Genomic DNA, 21800 nt, shown 5'->3' with positions numbered 1-21800 from the left:
GCCGCCGAACCAAGCGTCGAGGACGCGTAGTCGTTGGTGGCCGAGATCGTGAGCAGACCATTGGCGTCGATCGTGGCAGACAGGTTGTTGGCCTGAAGCTGCGTGTTGAGCTGATCGAGCGTCTTGACCGTGCCGTTGCTGCCGTCGCCAAGGGTGACGTTGACCGCCGTGCCGCCGTTGAAGGAGGTGAAGGTCAAGGTCTTGCCGTTGATGCCGCCGGCGCCGGAGCTGCGTGCCGCGGTGAAGGCGGAAGCAGTGCCGGTGTTGCCGGCGAGGCCCAGGACCGACAGCGCATTGCCGGTGCCGGTGATCGCGAGGTCGGCATTGACGCCGGTCGAGAGCTTGAGCTGGCCGGAGGCGGAGATCGACGAGTTGGTCTGGCCGGTGGCGGTCGTCACCGTTGCGGTGCCGCTCGCGTTGCTCGCGGTCTGCACGCCGGTGGCAAGGTCGATCGCCTTCAGCAGGTCGGCGTTGGTCGCGGTCCCGAGATAGACCGTCGAGTTGCCGCTGCCGTCGGTGACGAGATTGCCGCTGACGCCGGAGCCGGTGGCGACGTTCGCCGCAGCCGGCGGCACGCCATCCTTGAAGCTGATGACGTGACCATCGACGTTCAGCGTCGAGCCCGTCTGCAGGATCGACGAGAGCGTGCCGGTACCGGCGGTGCGGGTCGCCGTCGAGGTGACGGTGGCGCCGCCGGTTGCGGCGGTCAGGCCAAGGCTCTTCAACAGGTCGGCCGCACCAGTCACGTTCAGGTCGGCACCCGTCGTGGACTGCACGTGGAGCGAACCGGCGGCGATCGTCGAAACGGTCTGGCCGCTGGTGGTCGTCACGGTCGCAACACCGGACGCGTTGGCCGCAGTCTGCGTGCCGCTGGCGAGGTCGATCGCCTTCAGCACGTCGCCGACATTCGCCGTCGAGGTGGTGGCGCTCGCACCGAGATAGATGGTCGAGTTGCCGCTGCCGTCGGTCAGGATGTTGCCGGTGACGCCGGAGCCGGTCGGGACGGTGGCAGCACCAATGGCACCCGACTTGAAGGTGATGGTGTGGCCGCCCACGGTGAAGCTCGAGCCGTCGGTGAACTGGGTCGTAGCACCCGTGCTCAAGCCACCGGTCGCACCGGTATCATAGAGCAAGGTGGTTCCGGTGATCGGGGCCGGTGTCGCCTGGTTGTCGTTGACCACGGCACCGGTCAGCACGCCCGAGACGCCGCCGAGCTTGGTGGAGGACGTCGCAGCCGTCGTACCGCCGGCAGCGCCGGTGTAGAGCACGCCGCTCAGCGCGGAAGCGCTGGAATAGTTCGTGGTGCCGCGCAGATCCGACGCGGTCGCACCGGAGATCGTGGTCGAGACGTTCGACTTGGTGGAGTAGCCGACCGTGGTCTGGAGCGCCTGGTTGGCGATCGACTTGGCGCTGTCGATCAGCTTCTGCAGCGAGGTGATGCCGGTGTTGGCGGCCTGCAGCACCTGCACGCCGTTGGCGATGCCATCGAGCAAATTGTTGATGTCGCTGGCGCGGTTGTCGAGCGACTGCGCGGTGAAGAAGTTGGTCGGATTGTCCAGGGCCGAGTTGACGCTCTTGCCGGTCGACAGACGGTTCTGCGTGGTGGCGAGAAGATCAGCGGTGGACTGGAGGGAGAGGAGGTTCTGACGAACCGAGGACGAGAGAACAATGCCTGACATACTCTGTTACCTTTCTGGTAAACGACGCTACTGTTACGCGTCTGCTTGGATCGAGAGTGACCCAGCGACCGGCGGACCGTGGCGCCGAGAATCTAACGAAGCATGAAATGAAAACGGCGCTTTTGCTGAGTCGCGGGATGATTCGGAAGGCGAACATCGCCTGAAGCCGCGCTGCCGCACGATCTCGCCTTTGAAATGATTAGGCTTTTTCGCGCGAAGACCGTGGATTCACAACTCGTTAACTAGTCTTGATGGAGTATTGCGCCCTGATCCGCCGCAACACACGCTCGGTTACGAAAGCGTTGATGGAGAACAGGCATGGCCCTCAAGGTCGAGCTCAGACCACACGAACGCATCATCGTCGGTAACTGCGTGATAACCAACACCGACCAGCGCGCCCGCCTTCTGATCGACGGCGACAACGTGCCGATCCTGCGCGAGCGCGACATCCTCACGCCGGAGACCGCCGACACGCCGGCAAAGCTCGTCTATCTGGCGGTCCAGCTCATGTATATCTCGCCGGATCCGCAGAGCCAGCACGGCACCTATTTCAACCTGGTGCGCGACATCATCACCGCTGTGCCGAGCGCCTGGCCGATCATCGAAAGCGTCAACAACAACATCATGACCGGCGATCTCTACCGGGCCTTGAAAGACGCCCGCAAGCTGATCGCCTATGAAGACAAGCTGCGTGAGCAGTTCGAAGCCACCCACCCCAAGGACGAAGTCAAGGACGAGGTCAAGGCCGACGTCAGCTCGGCCGCCTGAGCCCTCTCACATCTGAACGCAAAACGCCCCGGACCAGGTCCGGGGCGTTTTCGTTTTCAGAGCGCTTTTGAGCGAAGTGGATACCGGTTCGCGTAAAGAAAACGCGTCAAAAAATAGAGCCCGACGTCACTGCGCCGCGAGCGGTGGCGCCTCGATCTCAATCACGCCGCCGCTCCGCCGATCGCCGAACGTCAGCACGGCCGCAACCAGCGCATCGATGTCCCTCTCCTCGGTGCGATGATTGACGATCGCGGCGCGGATCGCGAGCTTGCCGTCCAGCGTGGTGCTCGAGGGCGCCGCAATGCCGGACTCCTGGACATCGGCGACGATTTCGCGATTGACAGCATCGTCGGCGCGATAGCGGAAGCAGACGATGTTGAGGTTCACCGGTGCCAGCAATTCCAGCCGCGGCTCGGCCAGCACGCGTGCTTCCAGATATTTCGCCAGCGCACAGCTTCGCGTGATCACCGCACCCAGCCGGTCGGTGCCGAACGTCTTGAGCGTGAACCAGGTCTTCAGCGCGCGGAAACCGCGCGACAGATCGGGGCCGAGATCGCAGGGCCAGACCGCGCCCGCGGCAAGCCCCCTCGCCTCGCGGCTGAGATATGCTGCCGGCTGGGCGAAGGCCTGCCGATGCTGCTCGCCGTCACGCACCAGCAGGAAGCCGGCGTCGTAGGGCACCTGTCCCCATTTGTGGAAGTCGAGTGCGATGGAATCCGCAAGCTCGATACCGCCGAGCTGCGGCGCGAGCTCGGGCGCCAGAATTGCGAGCGCACCGAAAGCGCCGTCGACGTGAAACCAGATTTCCTCCTCGCGGCACAGCGCGGCGATGGCCTTGAGATCGTCGATCGCGCCGATATCGACCGTGCCGGCCGATGCGACGACAAGGAACGGCTTGAAGCCGACCTCACGGTCGACGGCGATCTGCGCACGCAGCGCGGCCACGTCGATGCGATGGTCGGCGTCGATTTCGATCTTGCGCAACGCATCGCTGCCGAGCCCGGCGATGTCCATCGCCCGCGAGACGCAGCCATGCGCGGCCCGCGACGTGTAGGCGGTGAGCAGCGCGCCGTCATTGCCGATGCCGTACTGCCGCGCCAGCCTGCCGAGCGCAGCTGTACGCGCCACCAGCACCGCCATCAGATTGGCCATCGACGTGCCTGTGACGAAGATGCCGCTCGCACTTTCCGGGAAGGCGAACAGGCGGCGCATCCAGTCGACGATCTGACGCTCGACCTCGATCGGCATGTGGTCGCGTCCGCCGAGATTGGCATTGAGGCCCGCCGCGAGCATCTCGGCGAGCATGCCGACCGCGGTGCCGCCGCCATGGACCCAGCCCATGAAGCCGGGATGGACGTTGCCGGTCGCGTAAGGCGCAACATGCTCGGTGAATTCGCGATAGACATCGGCGAGATCGCTGGCCTCGCGCGGCACGTCGGACTTGATGGCCGCACGGACGTCATCGGGGATCGGCTGCCACACCGGGCGCGCACGAATATTGGCGATGCCGTCGATGGTCTCGTCCAGCATGCGATGGGCGAGCGCGCGAAATTCGTTCCAGTCCTGCGGATCGAGCGAGGTGTGCGTGACGGAGCTTGGCGTGTTGCGGATGATCTCGTTCATGCTGCGCTCTCCTCGGTCGCTTTCGCACGTCGCGACAGCATCGCCGTGAACGCAGCAAAGATCTTGCGCATCTGCGGCGGCTTGTAGGGAAACACGGCGGGCGGATCCATGTTGTGCACGACGGCGGTGTTGTCGGCCTCGAACACCAGCAGCTCGCCGTCCCGGTTCTCGGCACAATCGACGATGAAATAATCGAGTCCAATGCGCTTGCTCATCTCGTCGAGCGCACTGCGATGACGCGCAGCGAAACCGCTGTCGAAATCGACCATGAAGACGGCTTCTTCGGCCCGCTTCTCTTCGCTGAAAGCCATGTAGGCGTTGAGATACCAGATGTCCCAGCGATCGGCGATCGCCATGTGGCAGGCGTAAGGTTTGCCATCGACCATGGCGAGACGATATTTGCGGTAAAATCCATCGGGGCTCGCATAGTCGACGAAGCGCGCGACGAAGAAGTCCTGCTCCTGCCGCTCGGCGAGATAGGCTGCGAGCGCCGGCGCGTCGTCGATCTTCGCGAGCCCGACTCCGGCATGCGTGCCGCGCGGCCGCACGATCATCGGAAAGTGCAGTTCGCCAGTGATGACTTCGCAGGCGATCTTTCCTTCCGAGAGGTCCGACAATTGCGCACGCGTCGTGTGGGCGGTCACGGGAATGTCGAGACCGGAGATGCCAGCCAGCAAGCGATACAGCTTGTCGCGATCGAGATTGCCGATGAGACCGGGGCGGTTGAGCAGCGGCCGCGGCCAGCCTGGCGCAGCCTGTTCGATCACAGCGAGTGTCTCGCGGCATTCCTCGGAATCGGACGCGACCACGATGGCGATGTCGTGATCGGGCAGTGTCTCCGGCAGGCCGACGCCCTTGATCACGTACAGCGTCAGCAGCTCGATGTCGGAGCCTTCGAGCAGGAATTCAATCGGGGTATTACCGCCCATGTCGATATCGGCCGCGAGCGCGAGCACGCGCAGGCGAGGTTTCGGAAGCCCGCAAGGCGTGCGGAACAATTGATGGAAGGCGAGCACTTCGGTCTGGATCACCAGCCCGGCCTCCTTCTCGCCGAGAAGCTGGGCAATCAGCGACAGATCAAGGCCCTCACCCGCCTCCGCCGTTCCCTCCGCAATCCGCGCCAGCAGGTGCTCGCGCAACGGATGCAGATCGCCACCCTCGAAGGCCCGGCGCGTCAACTGCGCAAAGCCGATGCGGTCGGAATAGTTCGACGTAGTCACGCTATCAGGCGCGGAAACAGGATTCAGCATCTCAGACCTCGAGCACAAACTTCCCCGGCATAGCCGCGGCACGGTCCAGCAGCAGTTCGATCTTCACCAGGACGTGGGCGATGCGGTCGAGCATGTGCTGCAAATTGCGTTGCGCCTGTGTGGCGTCCGGCGACCAGGCTTCGGTGATGAGCCGGGCGCCGACACAGAGGCGCAGCACGGCCTGCGGCGCCTCGTCATGGCGCTCCAGCCGGACCGGCTGGCCGACCAGACAGCGTTGTGCGGCGACCTGTCGGTCTGCCGCGCTGCCGCTGATCTCCTCGTTCATGTCACGCGCCAGCGCCCGATGAACAGCGCAGGTTTCGGCGACCGAGACCGGCTTGCCGTCGCGCAGCAGCGTGAACGGAAAGATCGTGGCTGCCGCGAATTCCTCGTCATCAGCGCCGGCCGTCTCGGCCGCGTTTGGAACGGGACGAAGCGACGGCGACAATGCGATCATGCTGTCGATGCCGGCCGCAAGTCCGGCCAGCGCCTTGGCCCGAAACGCGCCGGGCACGGCATAATAGCTGCCGATCTCCGCAAGCGCCGCCTCCCAGCGCAGCCATTGACCGAAATTCGGCCGGCGTTCGAAGCGCGAGCGCAGCGCCGTCCAGGCCATCGGCCAGTCGCTGCGGCCGGCATAGTCGAAGATGCCCGGCGCGATCGCGCCGATCCGGTCGATCGACCGCGACAAGCCTTTCGGCACCAGCAGAGCGCCGCTGAAGGCCGGGCCGCTGAAGAACTTGGAGCCAGTCATCAGCACCATGTAACCGCGATCGAGATAGGCGCGCAGCCGGCGGCGGCCGAGCCGCGCCTGGCAGGCATCGACGACCACCTGAACCTTGCGCGGCCAGCGCCGCGCGATCTCATCGAGACAGGCAGCACTCGGCGCGCGCCAGCCGAGCTTTGACGAATCCATGATGTGGAGAAAAACGCACCGGCCTTGCGCGAGGCTGGTCTCGACTGCACGCATTACCGCAGCATCCGCATCGGAGCGCATCGCAATGCCCGGCGCCGTGTCGAGCAGCGGCACCGCGATTCGGTCACCTGCAAGCCCCGCCACCGCGCCGTCCTTGCGTACCGCAAGGCCGCTCGCCGTCATCGTGCTGAAATGGTGCCCGCGCGCGGTATGGACCGTGCCGCTGCCAGTCTGGTCCGCGCCGACCACGATCGTCACCGGCGGCGCGCCGAGCACCGCACGCGCCAGGAACAGGGCCTGAAGCTGGGAATCGGTGCCGGACGGCGAGAACACGATGTCGACGCGCGGCGAGAGCTGGAGGTGACCGCGCAACTCCTCGCGCATGTCCTCGCAGCGCGCATCGAAGGCGATTTCGACCTCGTCGAACAGGCATTTGTGCATCAGCTCTTCGCGCGCCAGCGCGGCGCGGTCGTAGGCCGCTTGCGAGATCGTGGACGCGGTCGAAGACGCGAAATTCCAGATCTCGGGCTCTGGCGAGGCCGCACAGCCATAGGCGTTGACGCGATCGTTCGCATCGAGCGCCAGCCGCGGATCCCCGCCGGAGACCAGCAGCGTATCCAGCGGTGTGAAGAGATCACGCAACCGGTAGCGCGAGCCGCCGTCGGACGCGCGTCCCTCGGCTGACAGACGGGATGCGCCGTTGCTCATCCCGGAACGCTCACGCCGCGTCGGCGGCCGACGCCGCCACGGGCGCGGCTGCGAATTGCGAAGCGATGTCGCCGTGGAACACCGACGGGCCGACATGGTCGAGCGAACTCTGGATGTCCGCCCAGATCTCGCCGCCGATATCGGTCCAGCGCTTGCAGAAGGCGAAATCCTCGGAGAGATAAGTGCCGGTCGCCGGGTCGATCATGCATTCGAACAGCGCGAACCGGTTCTGGCTCGCGACAAGCGTGTCGTGCGAATGCTCTCGGAAGAATTGCAGGCTCGCGTAGTCCGGATGGCGGCACATCGCCTCCAACGCCTGGCGGCGGATCATCAGGAAGCCTGTGCCTGCGTAACGCACGCGGGTAAAACCGTTGACCACCACGATGCGGTCGGGATCCTCGATCTCGAGCACGTAGTCGAGCGAGGCAGCCGGCACATCAGTGCGGCCGGACGCGATCGCCCGCTTCGCCTTGTCCCAGTTAACCCGCTTGATCGGATAGCAGCCGGCAACGACGTCCGCGCCGCATTCGATCAGCCGGAACACCTGCTCGGGCTTGAAGCCGATATCGGCGTCGATGAAAAGGAAATGCGTCGCGTCGGGGTCGTCCAGGAACATCGCGACCAGATTGGCACGCGCGCGCGTGATCAGCGCGTCGCCATCGCGCAGCAGCACCTTGAGCCCGAGATTGGACATGCCGTGCACGGCGCGCTGGAGCGCGAAGATCGAGCTCGCATAGATGCTCGACACTTGCCCGCCGAAGCAAGGCGTCGCCACCACCAGCTGCATCTTGTCCGACATTGTCAGCTCCGCCCCGCTCAAATCCTCACCAAGAGGTAAAGAGGCATGGTTAACGGCGCCTTAATGCGCCCTTACAGGAACTTGACGAGCGAGAGCTGGGCGAGTTTCGAGGTAGTCTGGTAGGACGCCTGAAGAGCGTTCTGGAGCGACAGGATCTCGCTCGCCACCTGGTCCGGCGCGGCCGACTCCGCCTGGTCGATAATGGACTGGAGCTGCGCCTTGGCCTGGGTCTGGCGCGTGCCGGCGTCCTTCATCGTGTTCTGTGCCATCGCGAGGTCGGTTTGGATGTCTTCAAGGCGCTGCTGGCCGGGCTGTTTTGTCAGCGCCTGGGTCGTGCGCAGGCTCAGCGCCGCCACCTGCCCGCCCGCGTACTGCCCGGTCGGCGAGGTCGAAAACGTCCCGAACACAGCGACCGCCTGCAACTCCTTGCGGATCGCGTCCTCGTTAGCCTGCGCGCCATATTGCACCGTGACGGAATCGTCGACCCGCGCCACCGCGGTGGAGCGCGGCGAGCCGGGCCCGTCATTGCCGGTGTACCATTTCACGGTGGTGGCCGAGCCGTTGACCAGCGTCGTCGCCGAGCTCGCCGGCGAGGAGCCGACGCGCAGCGGCGGCTGCGTGGCGGTGATCGGCGTCGAGCTGAAACCAAGCGCACCCAGCGCGGCCGTCGCGCCCGGAGTCGAACCCGATATGCTCAGGCTCGCCGCATCGTCGGTCTTGATCGTGATCGAACCGCCATGGATCGTCGACGGCATCGACGTGCCCGTGATGGCGTCGATCTTGCTCATCAGGGTCTGGATGCTGTCGCCGACATTGAGCTGATTGCCGGTCGCGCCCGAACTGACGAAGGTCAGCGTGGTGCCGTTGACGTTGATACTATCGCCGGCGACGAAGCCGGGCGAGATCGAATCCGAGGGGCTCGCACCTGATAGCGCCGTCGCGCCGGTGATGGGTGCCGGCGTCGCCGCCTGGTTGTTGACGGACGTGCCGATCGCCGAACTCGCGGTGTTGAAGAAGTTGTCGCCGGCCGTGATCGCGGATGCCGCGACCAGCGAGGTATTGGCGAGCTTGGTGATCGCGGTGTTCAGCGCGGTGTTGAGGTTGGTCGCGGTGTTGTTTGGGTTGACGGGTGTGCTTGCGTCGATCGCAAAGCTGCCGAGCGGCGTCGGCGTCGCGGTGGACGCAGTCAGGTCGATCTGCTCGGTCGAGCCGTCCGGCAGCGTGAACTGGACGCTCAGCTTGTCGCCGTTGTTCGGGTTGACGCCGTTGAGATCGACAGAGAACGACACTGGCGAACCGCTCGGGCCGGTGACGGTCGCGCCCGTCAGCGTCGAGGACACCGCGGCAATCTTGAGCCCGAACGGCGATCCCGCGACGTCCTCGGACACCTTCACCGAGCTCGGCGTCGGCTGCGTCTGCACCAGCCGGCCCATGCCGTTGGCGCCGAGGTCGGCAGCCTGGCGTTCCGCCATGACGGTCTTGAACCCCGCCTGCGTCGTCGTGCCGTTGATGATGTCGCCGGCGTTGGCAACCGACTGCGTGTTGAACGCCGTCCCGGAGAACAGATAGCGGTTGCCCGACTGCGTGTTGAGAACGCCGACCATCGAGCCGAACTGCGCGGCAGCGGTGTTCTGCGCGACGGTCTGGCCGTTGACGTTGAGATCCTGCGCGGTGGTGGCGGAGCCGGTCTGCACGGTGCTGCGGATTGTCGTCAGCGACTGCAGCGCGGTATTGGCGAGGTTGATGCTGACGTTGACGTTGGTCATCGTGTCGGTATAGGCGGCGATGTTGGAGATCTGCGAGCGCCCGGCGATCGCGAAACCCTCGTTGGTGCCCATTCCGGAATAGTTCTGCGACAGCTTGCCAGTCGAGAGCTGCGTCGACAGGTCGGTGAGCTGCTGATTGATGTTGCGGATCTGCGAGCCGAGAACCGACGAAGAGTAGTTGATGCTGCTGATCGACATTTTTCAGAGCCCTATACTGGTTACACTTGAGCCTGGAGCAACGTGTTCATCATGCTCTGCACCACCGACATGACGTGGGCGTTGGCGGCATAGGCATTCTGAAGCTGGATCAGGTTCGACATCTCCGAGTCCAGATTGACGCTGGAGGTCGAGTTGAACTTCGCCTGGAGCGTCGAGACCACGACGCTCTGGCCCTGCTGGAGTTGGGTCGCCTGGGTCGAGGCGTTGCCCTGCACGCTCAGGAATTGCTGGAGGTAGTTCGAGACGCTGCCGGTGAAGGGCTGGCTCGCCGAGCCGAGACCGCTCTGCGGCGAATAGGAGAACACCGCCGTCGTGAGCTGCGAATAGAGATAGTCCGAGCGCGTGGTGTCGCCCGCGGGCGTCACCGGCGAGGTGCTGTAGACCGACAGCCTGGTCGGATCGGCGGACAGCTGCGTGTTGACGGCGATGCGCCCGGCAAGGCCGGTCATCTGCGAGCCCGATGCCGTGATCGCGCCGGTGTAGAGCGCCTGCCCGCCGTCGGTAAACAGCGGCAGCTGCGGATTGCCCGAGGTCAGCGACGAGATCGTCTTGGTGATCGAGGCCGAATTGACCTTGGCGAGGCCGCTGTTGTCGTCGGTCACCCGTAGCGTGGTGGCCGTCGCCGGCGACGGGGCGGCTGCGAACGACAGATGCGAGCCGGACAGCGCGGTGTTGAGCGCCGAGGCGATCGCGCCCATGCCGCCGGCGAAGTTCACCCCGATCTGCATCGGATTGGCGTTGGTCGCGTTCTGCAGCGGCAGCGCCGCCGGATCGGTCACGTTGACCAGCGTGACCTGGCGCTGCGTGTTGGTCGTCGTGTCGGTGTAGGTAAAGTTGACGGTGTTGCCCGGCTGCGCGCCGGCAAGGTCGATGTCGAAACCAGCCGGCGGACCGGAGACGGTGCTGCCGGCCGTGGTCTTGTCCGACAGCGCACTCGACATCGTGGCGGCGAGCTGGTCGATCTGGGTCTGCGCCTGCACCAGCGTCTGGTCGCGCAGCTTCAGATCGGCCGCGATCTGGCCGGACGAGACCACGTTGTTGGCGACGACGTCGATCTGCGAGCCGTTCGGCAGCTTGATGTTGAGCGCGCCGACGCCGGACTTGGCCGGATCGCTATTGTAGAGCGAGGTCGCCGAGAGCGCGCCGGCGGAAGCAAAAGTGAATTGCGAGGCGAGCCCGGCGCCGACCAGTTGGAATCCGGTGGTGGTGTAGATGTTGGCCTGGTTCGAACCGTCGGTGGTGACGCGGACGTCGACAAATTTCGACAGCGTGTTGATGGCCTGGTCGCGCTGGTCCATCAGCGTCGCGGCGGACGGATCGTTCGCCGACAGGCCCTGGAGCTTGGTGTTGATGTCGGCGATCTGCTGCATCGCCGCGTTGGCCTGCTGCCCCGAGGTCCCGAGATCCTGCTCGACGTTGGAGCGCAGCGACTGGATGCCCTTGGTGGTGACGTTGAGCTGCTGCGCCAATGCCTGCGCCGCGCCGACGGCAACCGTCTGCGCCGACGACGAGCCCGCGCTGGTCGACAGCGCCTGCAACGCCGTGGTGAAATTGCTCAGCGAGGTTTCGAGCGTGCCGCTGTTGCCGGGCGTGCCATAGACATTCTGAAGCTGCTTCAGGATGTTGGCCATCTGGTCGGCATAACCGCTGCCGCCGGTCTCGGTGCGCAGCTGGTTCAGCACGTAGGTGTCGAGCTCGCGGCTGACGCCGGTCGTCATCGCGGTCGAGCCGAAGTCGCCGGTGGTGACCTCGATCTGGTTCGGCGTCTGGACGGTGTAACCCGGCGTCTGCGAATTCGCGACGTTCGAGGACACGATCGAGAGCGCGGCCTGGTTGGCACGCAGTCCGCTCATCGCACTGGCAAGGGCTGAACTCAAACCCATGTTGACTAGCCGCCTTTGGTTACGTCACGCGCCGATCAGCGCAATACGTTCAGGAGGTCCTGCACCATCGAATTCGCCGTCGTGATCACCTTGGTGTTGGCCGAATAGGCCTGCTGGGTCACGATCAGCTTGGTGAATTCGTCGGCGATGTCGGTGTTCGAGCCCTCCAGCGACGAGCCGCTGATGCTGCCCGACGCGCCGTCGATCGCAGGTCCCGACTGCTCGGTCGAAGCGTAAGCGCCGCCGTCGAGCGCCTTCAGGTAATTGGTGCCGTTGAAGTGCGACAACGATACCTGGGCGAGGTCGAGGTTCTGGCCGTTGGAGAAGGTGCCGACCACGAGGCCGCTGTTGTTGACGGCGACCGAACGGAGCTGACCCGCGGCGTAACCATTCTGGGTGAGGGTATTGATCGTCACCGCGCCGCTGGTGCTGGCATATTGCGTCAGACCGCCCTGGGAGACGTTGAGGGCGACGGAGCCGAGCGACTGGCCGCTGACGGTGACATTGTTGATGGTAATGCCCGAGCTGCTCGGCGAGGTCAGCGAGCCGTCGCTGGCAAAGGTGAAGGCCTGTCCGGTATTGACCCAGCCGACCGTTGTGCCGGTCGCGTTCGGGTCGGTCTGGTAGAACATGTTCCAGGTATCCGAATGACCCGTGCCCAGCGAGGCGCTGTCGGTCTTGGCCCAGCGCAACTGCAGGTTTACCGGCGTGCCGGCGGCGTTGTAGGCGGTCACCGCGCCGCCGCTGATCGATTCCTTGGTGAACGTGGCGATGTCGTTGCCGATCACGCCGCCGGTGCCGGCCGTGCCGCCACCGCCCCGGTTCTTGGAAATGGCCGACGTGAAGCCGAGCGCCGCGAAGGCGGTGGAGTTGTTGGGGCTGGTCACCGTCAAGGTGGGATTGGCGATACCGGTATTCAGGCTGATCACGCCATTGCTGATCGAAGAACCGCTCGCGCCGCTGAGCTGGTCGATCTGGTTGAGCAGGGTCGAGATGGAGTCGGTGATGTTGATCTGGTTCGGAGGGGTCGCGCCGGAGGCCACGAAGGTGATCGTATTGGCGGCTCCCGTGCCGTTGACCTGGATCGTGTTGCCGACCACGAAGGGCGTCGAGAGGACCTCGGCCTGGCCGGGCTGAGCGGTGCCGCCGAGCTGCGTACCACTCGTAATCGCGGGGGTGGAGAGCACGTTACCGCCGCGTGTCACGCTGCTGACGCCGAGCAAGCTTGCCGCGGTGCCGCCGATCGTCACGTCGGCCGTGGTGCTGGTCGTGATCTGGATGTTACCGCTGGAGTTGATCGTCACGTTGACGGGGGCAACGCCGGCTCCAGACGCGATCTCGTTGAGGACGTCCTGCATCGTTGAGGTGGTCGGCGACTTCAGACCGATCGTGGTGACGACTGGAGGGCCTGCGGCCGTCGAAGTGTTCGAGACGGAGTTGTCGAAGTTGACGGTGCGACCGTTGATCGTCAGCGACTTGCCGGCGAGGTTGGTGAGCAGGCTGGTGTTGAGATGCGTGCCCGAGCCGGAATCGAGAGACGTGCTGCCAGTCACCACCGCCGAAGCACTGTCGATCAGCGCCACCGAGCCGGTCGCGGTCGTCGCCGTATAGGCCGAGCGCAAATTGCCGGTCGCGGCCGCGCCGGAGATCGTCGCATTGGTGTAGGGGGGCGGCGGCGTACCGACGATCATCGGGTTGGCGGCGAAATCGGACGGGTTCAGGCCGCCGGCCGCCAGCAGCGAGCCGCTCGCCGCGGTCGAGCTCGCCGCCGTGTTCGGCACGCTCGGCAGGTTCGCGGCGTACTGGATCGAGGTCGTCGCCTGCGCCGGGATGAAGTTGTTCTGGAATTTCAGGACGGTGGCGACGTTGCCGGTCGGGTTGCCGGTCTTGGGGTCGACCGTGGTACCCATCAGATAATAGCCGGCGCCGTTGACCAGGTTGCCGTTGGCATTGAGCTGGAAGTCGCCGCGGCGGGTGTAGTAGGTGACGCCGCTGAACACCGGAACGTTGTCGACGACGCCGGTCGCCTTTTGGATCGAGAAGAAGCCGTCGCCGGTGATCGCCATGTTGGTGGCGACGGTGGAGCCCGAAATCGTGCCCTGGGTGGTGATGGTGGCCTTGGCGTTGGCTGTGACGCCGCCCGCGACCTGCTTGCTCGGGACCGAGGAGTCGGGAATGAGATCGACGAAGCTGGTGCCGATGCCTTTGTAAGCGGTGGTGGATGAGTTCGCGATGTTGCCGGAAATGTTCTGCAGCGCGTAGGACTGCGCCTGCAGGCCACCCACCGAGGTGTTCATTGCATCGAAGATACCCATAACTTTGTCTCCAAATCCGATCTCGGCGGCCGGTCGACCATGGCCGCAGTCGGAGGAGACAGTCGCAAGGGCTATGCCAATGCGGGTATTCTCAGGAAATCAATGACTTAAGTAGACATACCCCGGTCGGATGACCGGGGCACAATTGCCGGGCCGGCATTTATTGCCGGGACCAAACTTCAAGTCGCCGACGCAGCCGCCGGGTGAAACACCAGCCCGAAACCGTCGATGCAGTAGCGCAATCCGGTCGGCTTCGGACCGTCGTCGAAGACGTGGCCGAGATGGCCGCCGCAGCGCCGGCAATGCACCTCGGTGCGGAGCATGCCGAAGGTGCGGTCCTCGGTCTTGCCGACATTGCCCTCGATCGGCTGGTAGAAGCTCGGCCAACCCGTGCCGCTCTCGAACTTGGTGTCGGACGCGAACAGCGGCAGGTCGCAGCCGGCGCAGGCGAATACGCCCTTGCGGTGCTCCTTCAGCAGCGGGCTGGTGCCCGGCCGCTCGGTGCCCTCCTTGCGCAGGATCTCATATTGCTGCGGCGTGAGCTGGGCGCGCCACTCGGCGTCCGTCTTCTCGATCTCGAATTTTTGCGCGGCCTTCTCTCCAGCCTCGGCAGGTGTTCCTTTCAGCCAGCGGAAGGCAGAAAAGCCGAACAGGCCGGCAACAGTCGTCAACAGGATGCGGCGGTCAAACATCTCATTCTCCGTGCGCAGGACGTCCACGCTCTGAGATACGGGCTCTAACGGCCCACGTTACACTTCCAGGCGGGATTCTTCTCAACTTATTGAGAAGCGCTCTGGTCCTGCGAGGCCGGTTCCACCGCCTCGGCCGCAGGTTTGGGCGGCGGGGCCGGCCGCGGGCGGACACCTGGCGGCGGACGGCGCAGACCGGTGCCGGCGGCCCGGTTGGCTTCGGCCAGACGCGCCTCGCGCTCCCGGTCCTTGACCCGCGCCCGCTCCCGGTAGCGGGCGAGCGAGCCTGCCGCGGCGGAACTCGCCCTGCCCCAGACTCCCACCAATTGGCCGGCGACCCGCCCCGTGGTACCCCCCGCCCAGACCAGCTCGAATGGCGAGAACAACCGCCAGCGCTCGTCGCCCCACAAAATGCTGCGCGCGATCAGCTGCCCGGCCATGGCGGAGGTGTTCATGCCCTGGCGGCCGAAGCCGCTCGCCACCCACAGGCCTTTGCGCAGCTGGCCGATCTGCGGCATGCCGTGCACGGTCTGGCCGGTGGCGCCGCCGAACGTTTCGGCGATCTCGACATTGCCGAGCTCGGGGAAAATCGACCGGATCCGCCGCCTGACGGCGCCGGCAAAACGCTGCGGCCGCGCGGCCCAGGTGGTCTCCGGGCTCTCCCACATCAGCCGGTCGCCGTCGACGACACGAAAATGGTCGACGCCATCGGAATCCACCACCGATCCCTTGAAGGCAATGATCTCGTGCACGCGCTCGCCGAGCGGCGCGGTGACGCCCGCATAGCGCCAGACCGGCAGCAATGTCTCCGATAGCCGCCTCAGGGGCGCGCCGAGATGGATGTTGCCGGCAAGCACGATGTGCGTGGCGCGCAGCCGCGCCGAGGGTGTGACGATGCGCTTGCGGATACCGGAATGGTCGATGCTGACGACCGGCGTATCCTCGAAAATGCGGGCGCCAGCGCGCCGCGCCAGCGCCGCAAGACCATGCACATATTTGCGGCCGTCGACCTGGAAGGCCCGGGGATAATGGACGCCGTGGAAGTAATGATCGGTCTTGAGCGCCTCGCGGACGCGATCGACCTGCCAGCCCTCGACCTCGGTGTCGAAATCCTCGTTCAGCATCTGCAAGCGGCTGATCAGCCGGTCGCCGGCATCGACGTTGGAGACCTCCAGCACGCCGTCGCTAAGACCGATCCCCGGCATGTTCTCTTCGGAGGCGTTGGCGCGGACAAACTCGGCGCCCTCCTTCGACAGCGTCCACAATTCGCGCGCATCCTCGAAGCCGATCCGCTCGATCAGCTCGGTGAGCGGCAGCGCAAAGCCCGGCATGACCGTGCCGAGCTGATTGCCGGAGGCGTTCCAGCCGATGTGGCGGCCCTCGAGCACCGCGACACTGGCCCCGAGCCGGGCCGCCTCCAGCGCGATCGAGAGCCCGGCAAGCCCGGCCCCGATGACGCAGATATCGGCATCGAGATCGAACGACAGGCGCGCGCGGTCGCGAAACCCGGCTTCTTCCTGGGACACGCTTGTGAAAGTCTCGCTCATATCGTTTTCTTAGAGCATGATCCGGAAAAGTGTGCAGCGGTTTTCCTCGCGACAAACGCAAAAAGCGTTTGCGCGGAGATCATGCTCAAAACAATAACCCAGCGGGCGCTTGTCACCTTGTCCTCGACCGGCGCCTGTAGATTATTCTGGACGTTGAACGATTCGGGAATGCCATGCGCCGTTTGATGTTGCTGCGTCACGCCAAGACCGAGACTGACGCGCCGAGCGGCCGTGACCAGGATCGCCGCCTCGACGACCGCGGCCGCAAGGACGCGGCCGAGATCGGGGACTGGATCGCCACCCATTCGCCCTTCCCCGAGACCGTGCTGGTGTCGCATGCCGTCCGTGCCAGGCAGACCTGGGACATGGCCTGGGAGACGATGAAGGACCGCGTCCCGGCGCCTGAGGTCGAAATCCTGCCGGAACTCTATGGCGCCGATCCCGCGCAGATCCTGGAGACCATTCGCACTGCAACCGCGCCAAGCGACCCCAGGCAGCTGCTGCTGGTCGCCCACAATCCCGGCATGCACGAGGCCGCCTTGATGCTGATGGGCGGCGGCGATCAGGCCGCTGCAAAGGCGCTCGCCGACAACCTGCCCACCACGGGGCTTGCGATCTTCGACTTTGACGTCATGGATTGGGGGGACGTGGCCTACCGCCGCGGCAAGCTGGTACTGTTCGTCAGTCCAAAGCTGCTTCGATCGGGTTGAGACGCGCGGGCGCCGTCTCGACCGGTTGATCCCAGCTTGGTTCATAGGGAGGCGTAGATGTTTAAGTCCATCCTCGTACCCATCGACCTCGCCGACACAGATCTGGCCAAGCCGGCGCTCGCGACCGCGGTCACGCTGTCGCAGACCTGGAGCGGATCGATACGACTGCTCAACGTGCTGCCGATGACGCCGGTGATGCTGGCCGAATACGTGCCGGCCGATTTCGACGAACAGCAGCGCCAGACCTCGGAGGAAGCCCTAGCGATCGTCGCGCGCGAATCCGGCATCGAGGCGTCCCGCATCTCCAGCGTGGTGCGCCAGGGCGGTATCTACCACGAGATCCTGGAGGAAGCCGTGCAGATGAAAGCCGATCTGATCGTCATGACCTCGCACAGGCCTGCGATGCGCACCTATTTCCTCGGCTCCAACGCCGGGCATGTGGTGCGTTACGCGAAGTGTTCGGTGCTGGTGGTCAGGCACTGAGGGTTGCCGCAAACTCCGTCGTAGCCCGGGTGAGCGAAGCGACACCCGGGACCGCTCGCACCGTTGATCCCGGATGTCGCTTCGCTCATCCGGGCTACAAGAGCTCGCGCTGCCCGACGGGCAAAACACCCCAGCAATGGGTCAACGCCCGCCGCCAAAAATATTCCTCTTTACCGAAATTCGGAAACGGCGTATCCATCGCCGCAACCCGGCCCAAGGAAGAGGGGCGTATCGCGATCGTCACGAACGCGGGCCGGACGGCGGTGGACGCGGGCCACATCGGCGCGAAGGGTTTTGCAGGGCGGGCAACCGTGAGCGAAGGCCTCGCGCGCACGACCGGTGTGATCGGCGTACGGCAAAATCGTGTGGTCCTGGCGCCCGGGGTCTGTGCGCCAAGGCTCGTGGTGATGTATGCGGCCCAACCGGGTGCATGCATCAGCTATCTGCGAGACGACGGGGGCAATAGTGCATCGCTCCCCGGGGAGAGCACGACATAAGCCGTAAAGCCACTGCGCAGGGAAGGCCGGATGTCCTGGCTACACCTGTATGCCGCTGTGCAAATTCTTGTTGCCACCTTCCGCACAGTGGACCGTGGGTGCCCGGCCGGCACCCGGTCTTCCCTGCGCCCTCTTTCAAGTGAGGGTGAAACGGCGAAGCAAAGCTCGGGCGAAATGAGCCGCGAGGACGAGAAGCTGTGCTTGTTGTTCAACGACAGTCTCGTGCCCCGGACGCTGCGCAGCACGAAGTGATGCGCTGCAGAGCCGGGGCCCATGTTGCTGCGATCGCTGCGGCCTCCTGGGTCCCGGCTCTGCGCAGCAACGCTAAGAGGCGTTGCAGCGCGTCCGGGACACGAGAGTGAGCAGCAACGCTCGCTCAGCCCAAGCTTACAGATACCGCGTCAGCTCGGCTTTGAACTGGCCGTAGACCGCATCCTCGATCTGGCTGCGGTTGATCCCGATGTCGCGCAGGGCGCGGTCGTCGAGCTCGTTCAGCGTCTTGACGGCGGAGCGGCGCTCCAGGCGGTCGAACAGGGCATAGGCGGCGGTGACGAGCGTGCCAAAAAATCCGCTCGACGAGGGGCGTAAACTCCGCCCGGCAGTTTGCGAGATCGTGGTCATTTTTCTTCTCCGGACTTCTGTCCTGCGCGGCGAAGCAGATGCCGTTGGCGCCGACGCTGAAAGCGCCTGCACCTCATTTGCCGTCGGATTGCTCTCGCTCTCCTCGGCTCAATCGCGGACCTTGATGGAACTTAAATGCTCCCGTACACTACTCGGAGCAAGTGAAACATTGCTCTCGGTGCAATAATGTCCAAGTTCGAGTACGTGAAGCTTGCCGATGCAATAGCCTCGGATATTTCTAACGGGACGTTAAGGCCCGGCGACCGTCTGCCACCACAGCGAAATTTTGCTTACGATCGCGGCATCGCCGTCTCGACCGCGAGCCGGGTTTATACGGAGTTGCTCCGCCGCGGCCTCGTGGTCGGCGAAGTCGGGCGCGGCACCTTCATCTCCGGCGACATCAGGCGCGAGGTCGAGTCGCTGAGCGAGCCGCGCGATGCGCGGATCGATTTCGAGGTCAATTATCCGTTATTGCCGCAGCAATGGGCGATGATCGCCAAGAGCCTCGCGGGGCTCGAGCGCGTCGACGCTCTCGAATCCGCGCTGCGCGTCTCGACCAGCACCGGCACCAAGAGCGCGCGCAATGCCGCCGCCGCCTATCTCGCGCGCAAGGATTTTACGCCGCAGGCCGAACAGATCGTCTTCACCGCCAACGGCAAGCAATCGCTCGCCGCCGCGCTCGCAGCCCTCGTCCCCACCGGCGGCCGCTGCGGCGTCGAGGCGCTGACCTATCCTTACGTCAAGAGCATCGCCGCACGGCTCGGCATCACGCTGGTGCCGATTCCGATGGATGAATTCGGCGCGCGGCCCGATGCAATTCAGAAAGCGCATCGCGAAGCGCATCTGTCGGCACTGTATCTCCAGCCCATCATCCAGAACCCGCTCGGCGTCACCATGAACGCGACACGGCGCGCCGACATCATGCGCGTCGCCGAGAAGCTCGACCTCACCATCATCGAGGATGCCGTCTACGGCTTCCTCGCCGACGACACGCCGCTGGCAGCGCTCGGGCCGGACCGCTGCATCGTGCTCGACAGCCTGTCCAAGAAGGTCGCGCCGGGTCTTGCGCTCGGCATCCTCGTCACGCCGCCGCACTTGCGCGAAAGCGTGATGAGCGCGGTGCGGACCGGCGGCTGGATTGCCTCCGGCCACGCGCTCGCATCCGGGCAGCGCTTGATGGCCGACGGTACCGTCGCCGAGCTGACACGGCTGAAGCGCATCGACGCCGCGCGCCGCCAGCAGACCGCCGCGCGGCTACTCGCCGGTTACCAGATCTCGGCCGATCCGCGCTCCTATCATCTCTGGCTGACGCTGCCGCAGCACTGGCGGTCGCAGACATTCGTGGCCGCCGCCGCCCGGCGCGGCATCGCGCTGACGCCGTCCTCGACATTCGCGGTCGCGCATGGTCACGCGCCGAATGCGGTGCGGCTCGCGCTCGCCCCGCCCACTCTCGAGCAGCTCGATTCCGGCCTGCGCACGCTGGTGTCGCTGCTCGGCACCAAGGAAGAAGATTTCGACTCGACGGAGTAACGCCGTCGCCGTCAGCCCTCCGGCCATTCCGCGATGAAGCCCTTCGCCTTGTACGGCTCGATCTTGTCCCATTCGTGCAGGACACGACGGCGAAACTCGACATCGGTGTGCCAGAGTTCGCGTGGCGTCGCAAAGCTGTCGACGGTCAGAAGCATCTTCTCGACCTCCGGCCAATGCCGGTGCAGCGTCATCGGGTAGCGCCGCGCGGTCCAGCTATTGCCGAGGCAGATCACGCTGCGGATATTTTGCAGCCCAAGCGCGGCATCGATGATCGGCAGCGAGAAGATCACGTTCTCGCCGGTGTTCATCGCACGATGTTCCTCGAGGATTCTGTCCGCCGGGATGCCTGCCTGAGCCATCGCCGCCTTGATGATGGTGCACTCGGATTGCTCCGAGCCCGGCGTGACACCGCCGCTGACAATCGACCAGCTGAACAAGCCCTTGCGCCACAGCTGCGCGGCAGTGTCGGCGCGCAAGCCAACGTCCTCGCGGGTCCCGAACAGGAACAACAGGTCGGCTTGCCGGAGCGGCGTATCGATCAGATGCGTGCGGTTGATGCTGGCGATTTCATCCGCCGTCGGCGGGCGCGTGCTGCGATCCTGGGCTGGCATGGCCGCAAGATGCGACAGCAGCGCAGCGGCGCGAAGTCACGTTTGATTGCGGTCGATTGCACCTACGGCAACAAAGCCTCTTACGGCAACAAAGCCTTGGGCACACGATCGAAGCTGTAGCTCTGCGGCTGGTTGCGCCGCACGAAGCCGCCGACCTGCCAGGCGAACAGCGCGGCAAAGCCGAGGATGAACAGCGCGCCGGCGAGCTCGCCGATCATGAGCGCGCGGATCAGCAGGCCCGTCATCGCCACCGTCAGCACCGCCAGGAACGCGAGCACCACCGCATAGGTCTTGCGGCCGAGGCCTGCGGTGAGCGTCGCGCGGCTGCCCGCCTTCGCCATCCGCGCGTGCAATTCGACGATGAACGCGCGAAAACCATTGTCCTGCGGGGCCATCAGGGCCGCGGTCTGCCAGCTCGTCGACAGGATCGCGATGCGGCCGCCGCCGCTGCGGCTGACATCGGCGCGAAAGCGGTGCTGCTGCATCGACACCGGGCGGAACGACAACCGGATCGCCGAGATCTCGTCATAGCGCCACAAGCCGGACCGGCCGGAGATGTGCCAGGATAGCCCCTCGTCGGTCAGCTCGAAGCGATGCGCCGAACCGATCAGCGACGCCTTGTAGGCATAGCTCGTGGCTGAAGCGGGCCGCGCCTCGAAAAGCTGCATCTTCACGATCGATCCCGTCTGCGCAATCCCCGTCTGCGATCCGCTTGCGCGATCGCCCTCGCCCATCCTACAAGCGAGGCATGGTTGAGACGACCTTTTTTCCGCGCCGCCTGATTCTCGGTGCCGCCGTGATATCAGGCGTGCTGCTCGCACTCGCGGTGCACATGCTGGGCGCGCGCTATGGGCTCGACCTCGGCGGCCTCTGGCGCTCCGACACGCATGAATTCATGCCCGCCGGCGCGGCGATCGCCTGGTGGCTGATCGCGACCGTCGGCTTCTCGGGCGGTTATTTCACGGCGAGCTTGATGCAGAGCGCCGTCGACGGCCAGATTCCGCAACGGATGCGGCAATTCCTGATCGCCGTCGGTGTGCTCTTGTTGGCGGGTGCGGGCCAGGTCGCCTCGGCGCCGAGCTCGGTCCCAACCGTCTCCGGCGTGCTGGCCGGGCTTGCCGCGCTGTGCCTCGGCGCGGTGATGGCGTTCTGCGGCGCGCATTTCGCGCTGCGCCGCGGCTAACAC

20 protein-coding genes are annotated in these 21800 nt (G+C 65.2%); 7 read left to right on the top strand and 13 right to left on the bottom strand.

Translation table 11 applies throughout. The features are described from left to right. Positions 1–1679: DUF1522 domain-containing protein (locus BMW89_RS05115; RefSeq protein ID WP_092023263.1), on the bottom strand; the 1679-nt coding region annotated here is incomplete at its 3' end. Positions 1680–1997: 318 nt separating this feature from the next. On the opposite strand from BMW89_RS05115, the gene flbT reads away from it, so the two are divergent. Beyond that, complete coding sequence (gene flbT / locus BMW89_RS05110; protein WP_092023261.1) at positions 1998–2447, top strand: flagellar biosynthesis repressor FlbT; 450 nt, start codon at positions 1998–2000, stop codon at positions 2445–2447. 126 nt (positions 2448–2573) lie between these two features. On the opposite strand, the gene BMW89_RS05105 is transcribed toward flbT, so the two are convergent. From BMW89_RS05105 to BMW89_RS05065, 9 genes are all read right to left on the bottom strand, one after another. Then, on the bottom strand, positions 2574–4070 hold the full coding sequence (locus BMW89_RS05105; protein WP_092023259.1) for a pyridoxal phosphate-dependent decarboxylase family protein: 1497 nt from the start codon (positions 4068–4070) through the stop codon (positions 2574–2576). Then, positions 4067–5320 (bottom strand): ATP-grasp domain-containing protein, encoded by a 1254-nt coding sequence (locus tag BMW89_RS05100; RefSeq protein ID WP_177195827.1) that lies wholly within the window; start codon positions 5318–5320, stop codon positions 4067–4069. The genes BMW89_RS05105 and BMW89_RS05100 overlap by 4 nt, the downstream gene beginning before the upstream one ends. 1 nt (position 5321) lies before the next feature. Further along, positions 5322–6944 carry a hypothetical protein gene (locus tag BMW89_RS05095; protein WP_177195826.1) on the bottom strand — a complete coding sequence of 541 codons (1623 nt, stop codon included), beginning with the start codon at positions 6942–6944 and terminating at the stop codon, positions 5322–5324. 10 nt (positions 6945–6954) lie between these two features. Continuing rightward, entirely contained in the window at positions 6955–7743 is a 789-nt protein-coding gene (locus BMW89_RS05090) for a hypothetical protein (RefSeq protein ID WP_092023253.1), read from the bottom strand. Positions 7744–7814: 71 nt separating this feature from the next. Further along, positions 7815–9707, bottom strand: a complete 1893-nt coding sequence (locus tag BMW89_RS05085; protein ID WP_092023251.1) for a flagellar protein — start codon at positions 9705–9707, stop codon at positions 7815–7817. Positions 9708–9727: 20 nt separating this feature from the next. Next, positions 9728–11611 carry a flagellar hook-associated protein FlgK gene (flgK, locus tag BMW89_RS05080; RefSeq protein WP_092023249.1) on the bottom strand — a complete coding sequence of 628 codons (1884 nt, stop codon included), beginning with the start codon at positions 11609–11611 and terminating at the stop codon, positions 9728–9730. A 35-nt stretch (positions 11612–11646) separates the two neighbouring features. Then, positions 11647–13926: a flagellar hook-basal body complex protein gene (locus BMW89_RS05075; protein ID WP_092023247.1), complete on the bottom strand. Its 2280-nt coding sequence runs from the start codon at positions 13924–13926 to the stop codon at positions 11647–11649. A gap of 179 nt (positions 13927–14105) precedes the next feature. Further along, positions 14106–14618, bottom strand: coding sequence for a peptide-methionine (R)-S-oxide reductase MsrB (gene msrB / locus BMW89_RS05070; protein ID WP_177195825.1), 513 nt, complete (start codon positions 14616–14618; stop codon positions 14106–14108). An 86-nt stretch (positions 14619–14704) separates the two neighbouring features. After that, a complete protein-coding gene (locus BMW89_RS05065) occupies positions 14705–16162 on the bottom strand; it encodes an NAD(P)/FAD-dependent oxidoreductase (protein ID WP_092023243.1) in 1458 nt (485 codons plus the stop codon). Positions 16163–16335: 173 nt separating this feature from the next. On the opposite strand from BMW89_RS05065, the gene BMW89_RS05060 reads away from it, so the two are divergent. The 4 genes from BMW89_RS05060 to BMW89_RS37225 are packed head-to-tail and all read left to right on the top strand — an operon-like array spanning position 16336 to position 18104. Further along, positions 16336–16872 carry a SixA phosphatase family protein gene (locus tag BMW89_RS05060; protein WP_092023241.1) on the top strand — a complete coding sequence of 179 codons (537 nt, stop codon included), beginning with the start codon at positions 16336–16338 and terminating at the stop codon, positions 16870–16872. A 57-nt stretch (positions 16873–16929) separates the two neighbouring features. Next, entirely contained in the window at positions 16930–17355 is a 426-nt protein-coding gene (locus tag BMW89_RS05055) for a universal stress protein (protein WP_092023239.1), read from the top strand. Positions 17356–17384: 29 nt separating this feature from the next. Beyond that, entirely contained in the window at positions 17385–17852 is a 468-nt protein-coding gene (locus tag BMW89_RS38330) for a hypothetical protein (RefSeq protein ID WP_244547523.1), read from the top strand. A gap of 30 nt (positions 17853–17882) precedes the next feature. Next, positions 17883–18104: a hypothetical protein gene (locus BMW89_RS37225; protein ID WP_143062716.1), complete on the top strand. Its 222-nt coding sequence runs from the start codon at positions 17883–17885 to the stop codon at positions 18102–18104. A 135-nt stretch (positions 18105–18239) separates the two neighbouring features. On the opposite strand, the gene BMW89_RS05045 is transcribed toward BMW89_RS37225, so the two are convergent. Continuing rightward, entirely contained in the window at positions 18240–18473 is a 234-nt protein-coding gene (locus BMW89_RS05045) for a DUF1127 domain-containing protein (protein WP_092023237.1), read from the bottom strand. Between the two features lie 186 nt (positions 18474–18659). Here BMW89_RS05045 and BMW89_RS05040 point away from each other — a divergent pair, with 186 nt between their 5' ends. Continuing rightward, on the top strand, positions 18660–20003 hold the full coding sequence (locus tag BMW89_RS05040) for an aminotransferase-like domain-containing protein (RefSeq protein WP_092023235.1): 1344 nt from the start codon (positions 18660–18662) through the stop codon (positions 20001–20003). 11 nt (positions 20004–20014) lie between these two features. Here the strand turns inward: BMW89_RS05040 and BMW89_RS05035 are convergent, their stop codons facing one another. Then, positions 20015–20614 carry a YdcF family protein gene (locus BMW89_RS05035; protein ID WP_092023233.1) on the bottom strand — a complete coding sequence of 200 codons (600 nt, stop codon included), beginning with the start codon at positions 20612–20614 and terminating at the stop codon, positions 20015–20017. Positions 20615–20694: 80 nt separating this feature from the next. Continuing rightward, positions 20695–21282: a hypothetical protein gene (locus tag BMW89_RS05030; protein ID WP_092023433.1), complete on the bottom strand. Its 588-nt coding sequence runs from the start codon at positions 21280–21282 to the stop codon at positions 20695–20697. An 80-nt stretch (positions 21283–21362) separates the two neighbouring features. On the opposite strand from BMW89_RS05030, the gene BMW89_RS05025 reads away from it, so the two are divergent. Further along, entirely contained in the window at positions 21363–21797 is a 435-nt protein-coding gene (locus tag BMW89_RS05025; protein WP_092023231.1) for a hypothetical protein, read from the top strand. The last annotated feature ends 3 nt before the right edge of the window (positions 21798–21800 follow it).

This window comes from Bradyrhizobium sp. OK095, assembly GCF_900109945.1.
Classification (GTDB): Bacteria; Pseudomonadota; Alphaproteobacteria; order Rhizobiales; family Xanthobacteraceae; genus Bradyrhizobium.
The sequence above is the reverse complement of the archived record's forward strand: the minus strand, read 5'-3'. Positions and strand labels throughout refer to the sequence as shown.

Excerpts from the sequence above, each read along its gene's own strand:
- flbT (WP_092023261.1), top strand. The coding sequence starts at position 1,998 with ATGGCCCTCAAGGTCGAGCTCAGACCACACGAACGCATCATCGTCGGT.
- BMW89_RS05105 (WP_092023259.1), bottom strand. The coding sequence starts at position 4,070 with ATGAACGAGATCATCCGCAACACGCCAAGCTCCGTCACGCACACCTCG.
- BMW89_RS05100 (WP_177195827.1), bottom strand. The coding sequence starts at position 5,320 with ATGCTGAATCCTGTTTCCGCGCCTGATAGCGTGACTACGTCGAACTAT.
- BMW89_RS05095 (WP_177195826.1), bottom strand. The coding sequence starts at position 6,944 with ATGAGCAACGGCGCATCCCGTCTGTCAGCCGAGGGACGCGCGTCCGAC.
- BMW89_RS05090 (WP_092023253.1), bottom strand. The coding sequence starts at position 7,743 with ATGTCGGACAAGATGCAGCTGGTGGTGGCGACGCCTTGCTTCGGCGGG.
- BMW89_RS05085 (WP_092023251.1), bottom strand. The coding sequence starts at position 9,707 with ATGTCGATCAGCAGCATCAACTACTCTTCGTCGGTTCTCGGCTCGCAG.
- flgK (WP_092023249.1), bottom strand. The coding sequence starts at position 11,611 with ATGGGTTTGAGTTCAGCCCTTGCCAGTGCGATGAGCGGACTGCGTGCC.
- BMW89_RS05075 (WP_092023247.1), bottom strand. The coding sequence starts at position 13,926 with ATGGGTATCTTCGATGCAATGAACACCTCGGTGGGTGGCCTGCAGGCG.
- msrB (WP_177195825.1), bottom strand. The coding sequence starts at position 14,618 with ATGTTTGACCGCCGCATCCTGTTGACGACTGTTGCCGGCCTGTTCGGC.
- BMW89_RS05065 (WP_092023243.1), bottom strand. The coding sequence starts at position 16,162 with ATGAGCGAGACTTTCACAAGCGTGTCCCAGGAAGAAGCCGGGTTTCGC.
- BMW89_RS05060 (WP_092023241.1), top strand. The coding sequence starts at position 16,336 with ATGCGCCGTTTGATGTTGCTGCGTCACGCCAAGACCGAGACTGACGCG.
- BMW89_RS05055 (WP_092023239.1), top strand. The coding sequence starts at position 16,930 with ATGTTTAAGTCCATCCTCGTACCCATCGACCTCGCCGACACAGATCTG.
- BMW89_RS37225 (WP_143062716.1), top strand. The coding sequence starts at position 17,883 with ATGTCCTGGCTACACCTGTATGCCGCTGTGCAAATTCTTGTTGCCACC.
- BMW89_RS05045 (WP_092023237.1), bottom strand. The coding sequence starts at position 18,473 with ATGACCACGATCTCGCAAACTGCCGGGCGGAGTTTACGCCCCTCGTCG.
- BMW89_RS05040 (WP_092023235.1), top strand. The coding sequence starts at position 18,660 with ATGTCCAAGTTCGAGTACGTGAAGCTTGCCGATGCAATAGCCTCGGAT.
- BMW89_RS05035 (WP_092023233.1), bottom strand. The coding sequence starts at position 20,614 with ATGCCAGCCCAGGATCGCAGCACGCGCCCGCCGACGGCGGATGAAATC.
- BMW89_RS05030 (WP_092023433.1), bottom strand. The coding sequence starts at position 21,282 with ATGCAGCTTTTCGAGGCGCGGCCCGCTTCAGCCACGAGCTATGCCTAC.
- BMW89_RS05025 (WP_092023231.1), top strand. The coding sequence starts at position 21,363 with ATGGTTGAGACGACCTTTTTTCCGCGCCGCCTGATTCTCGGTGCCGCC.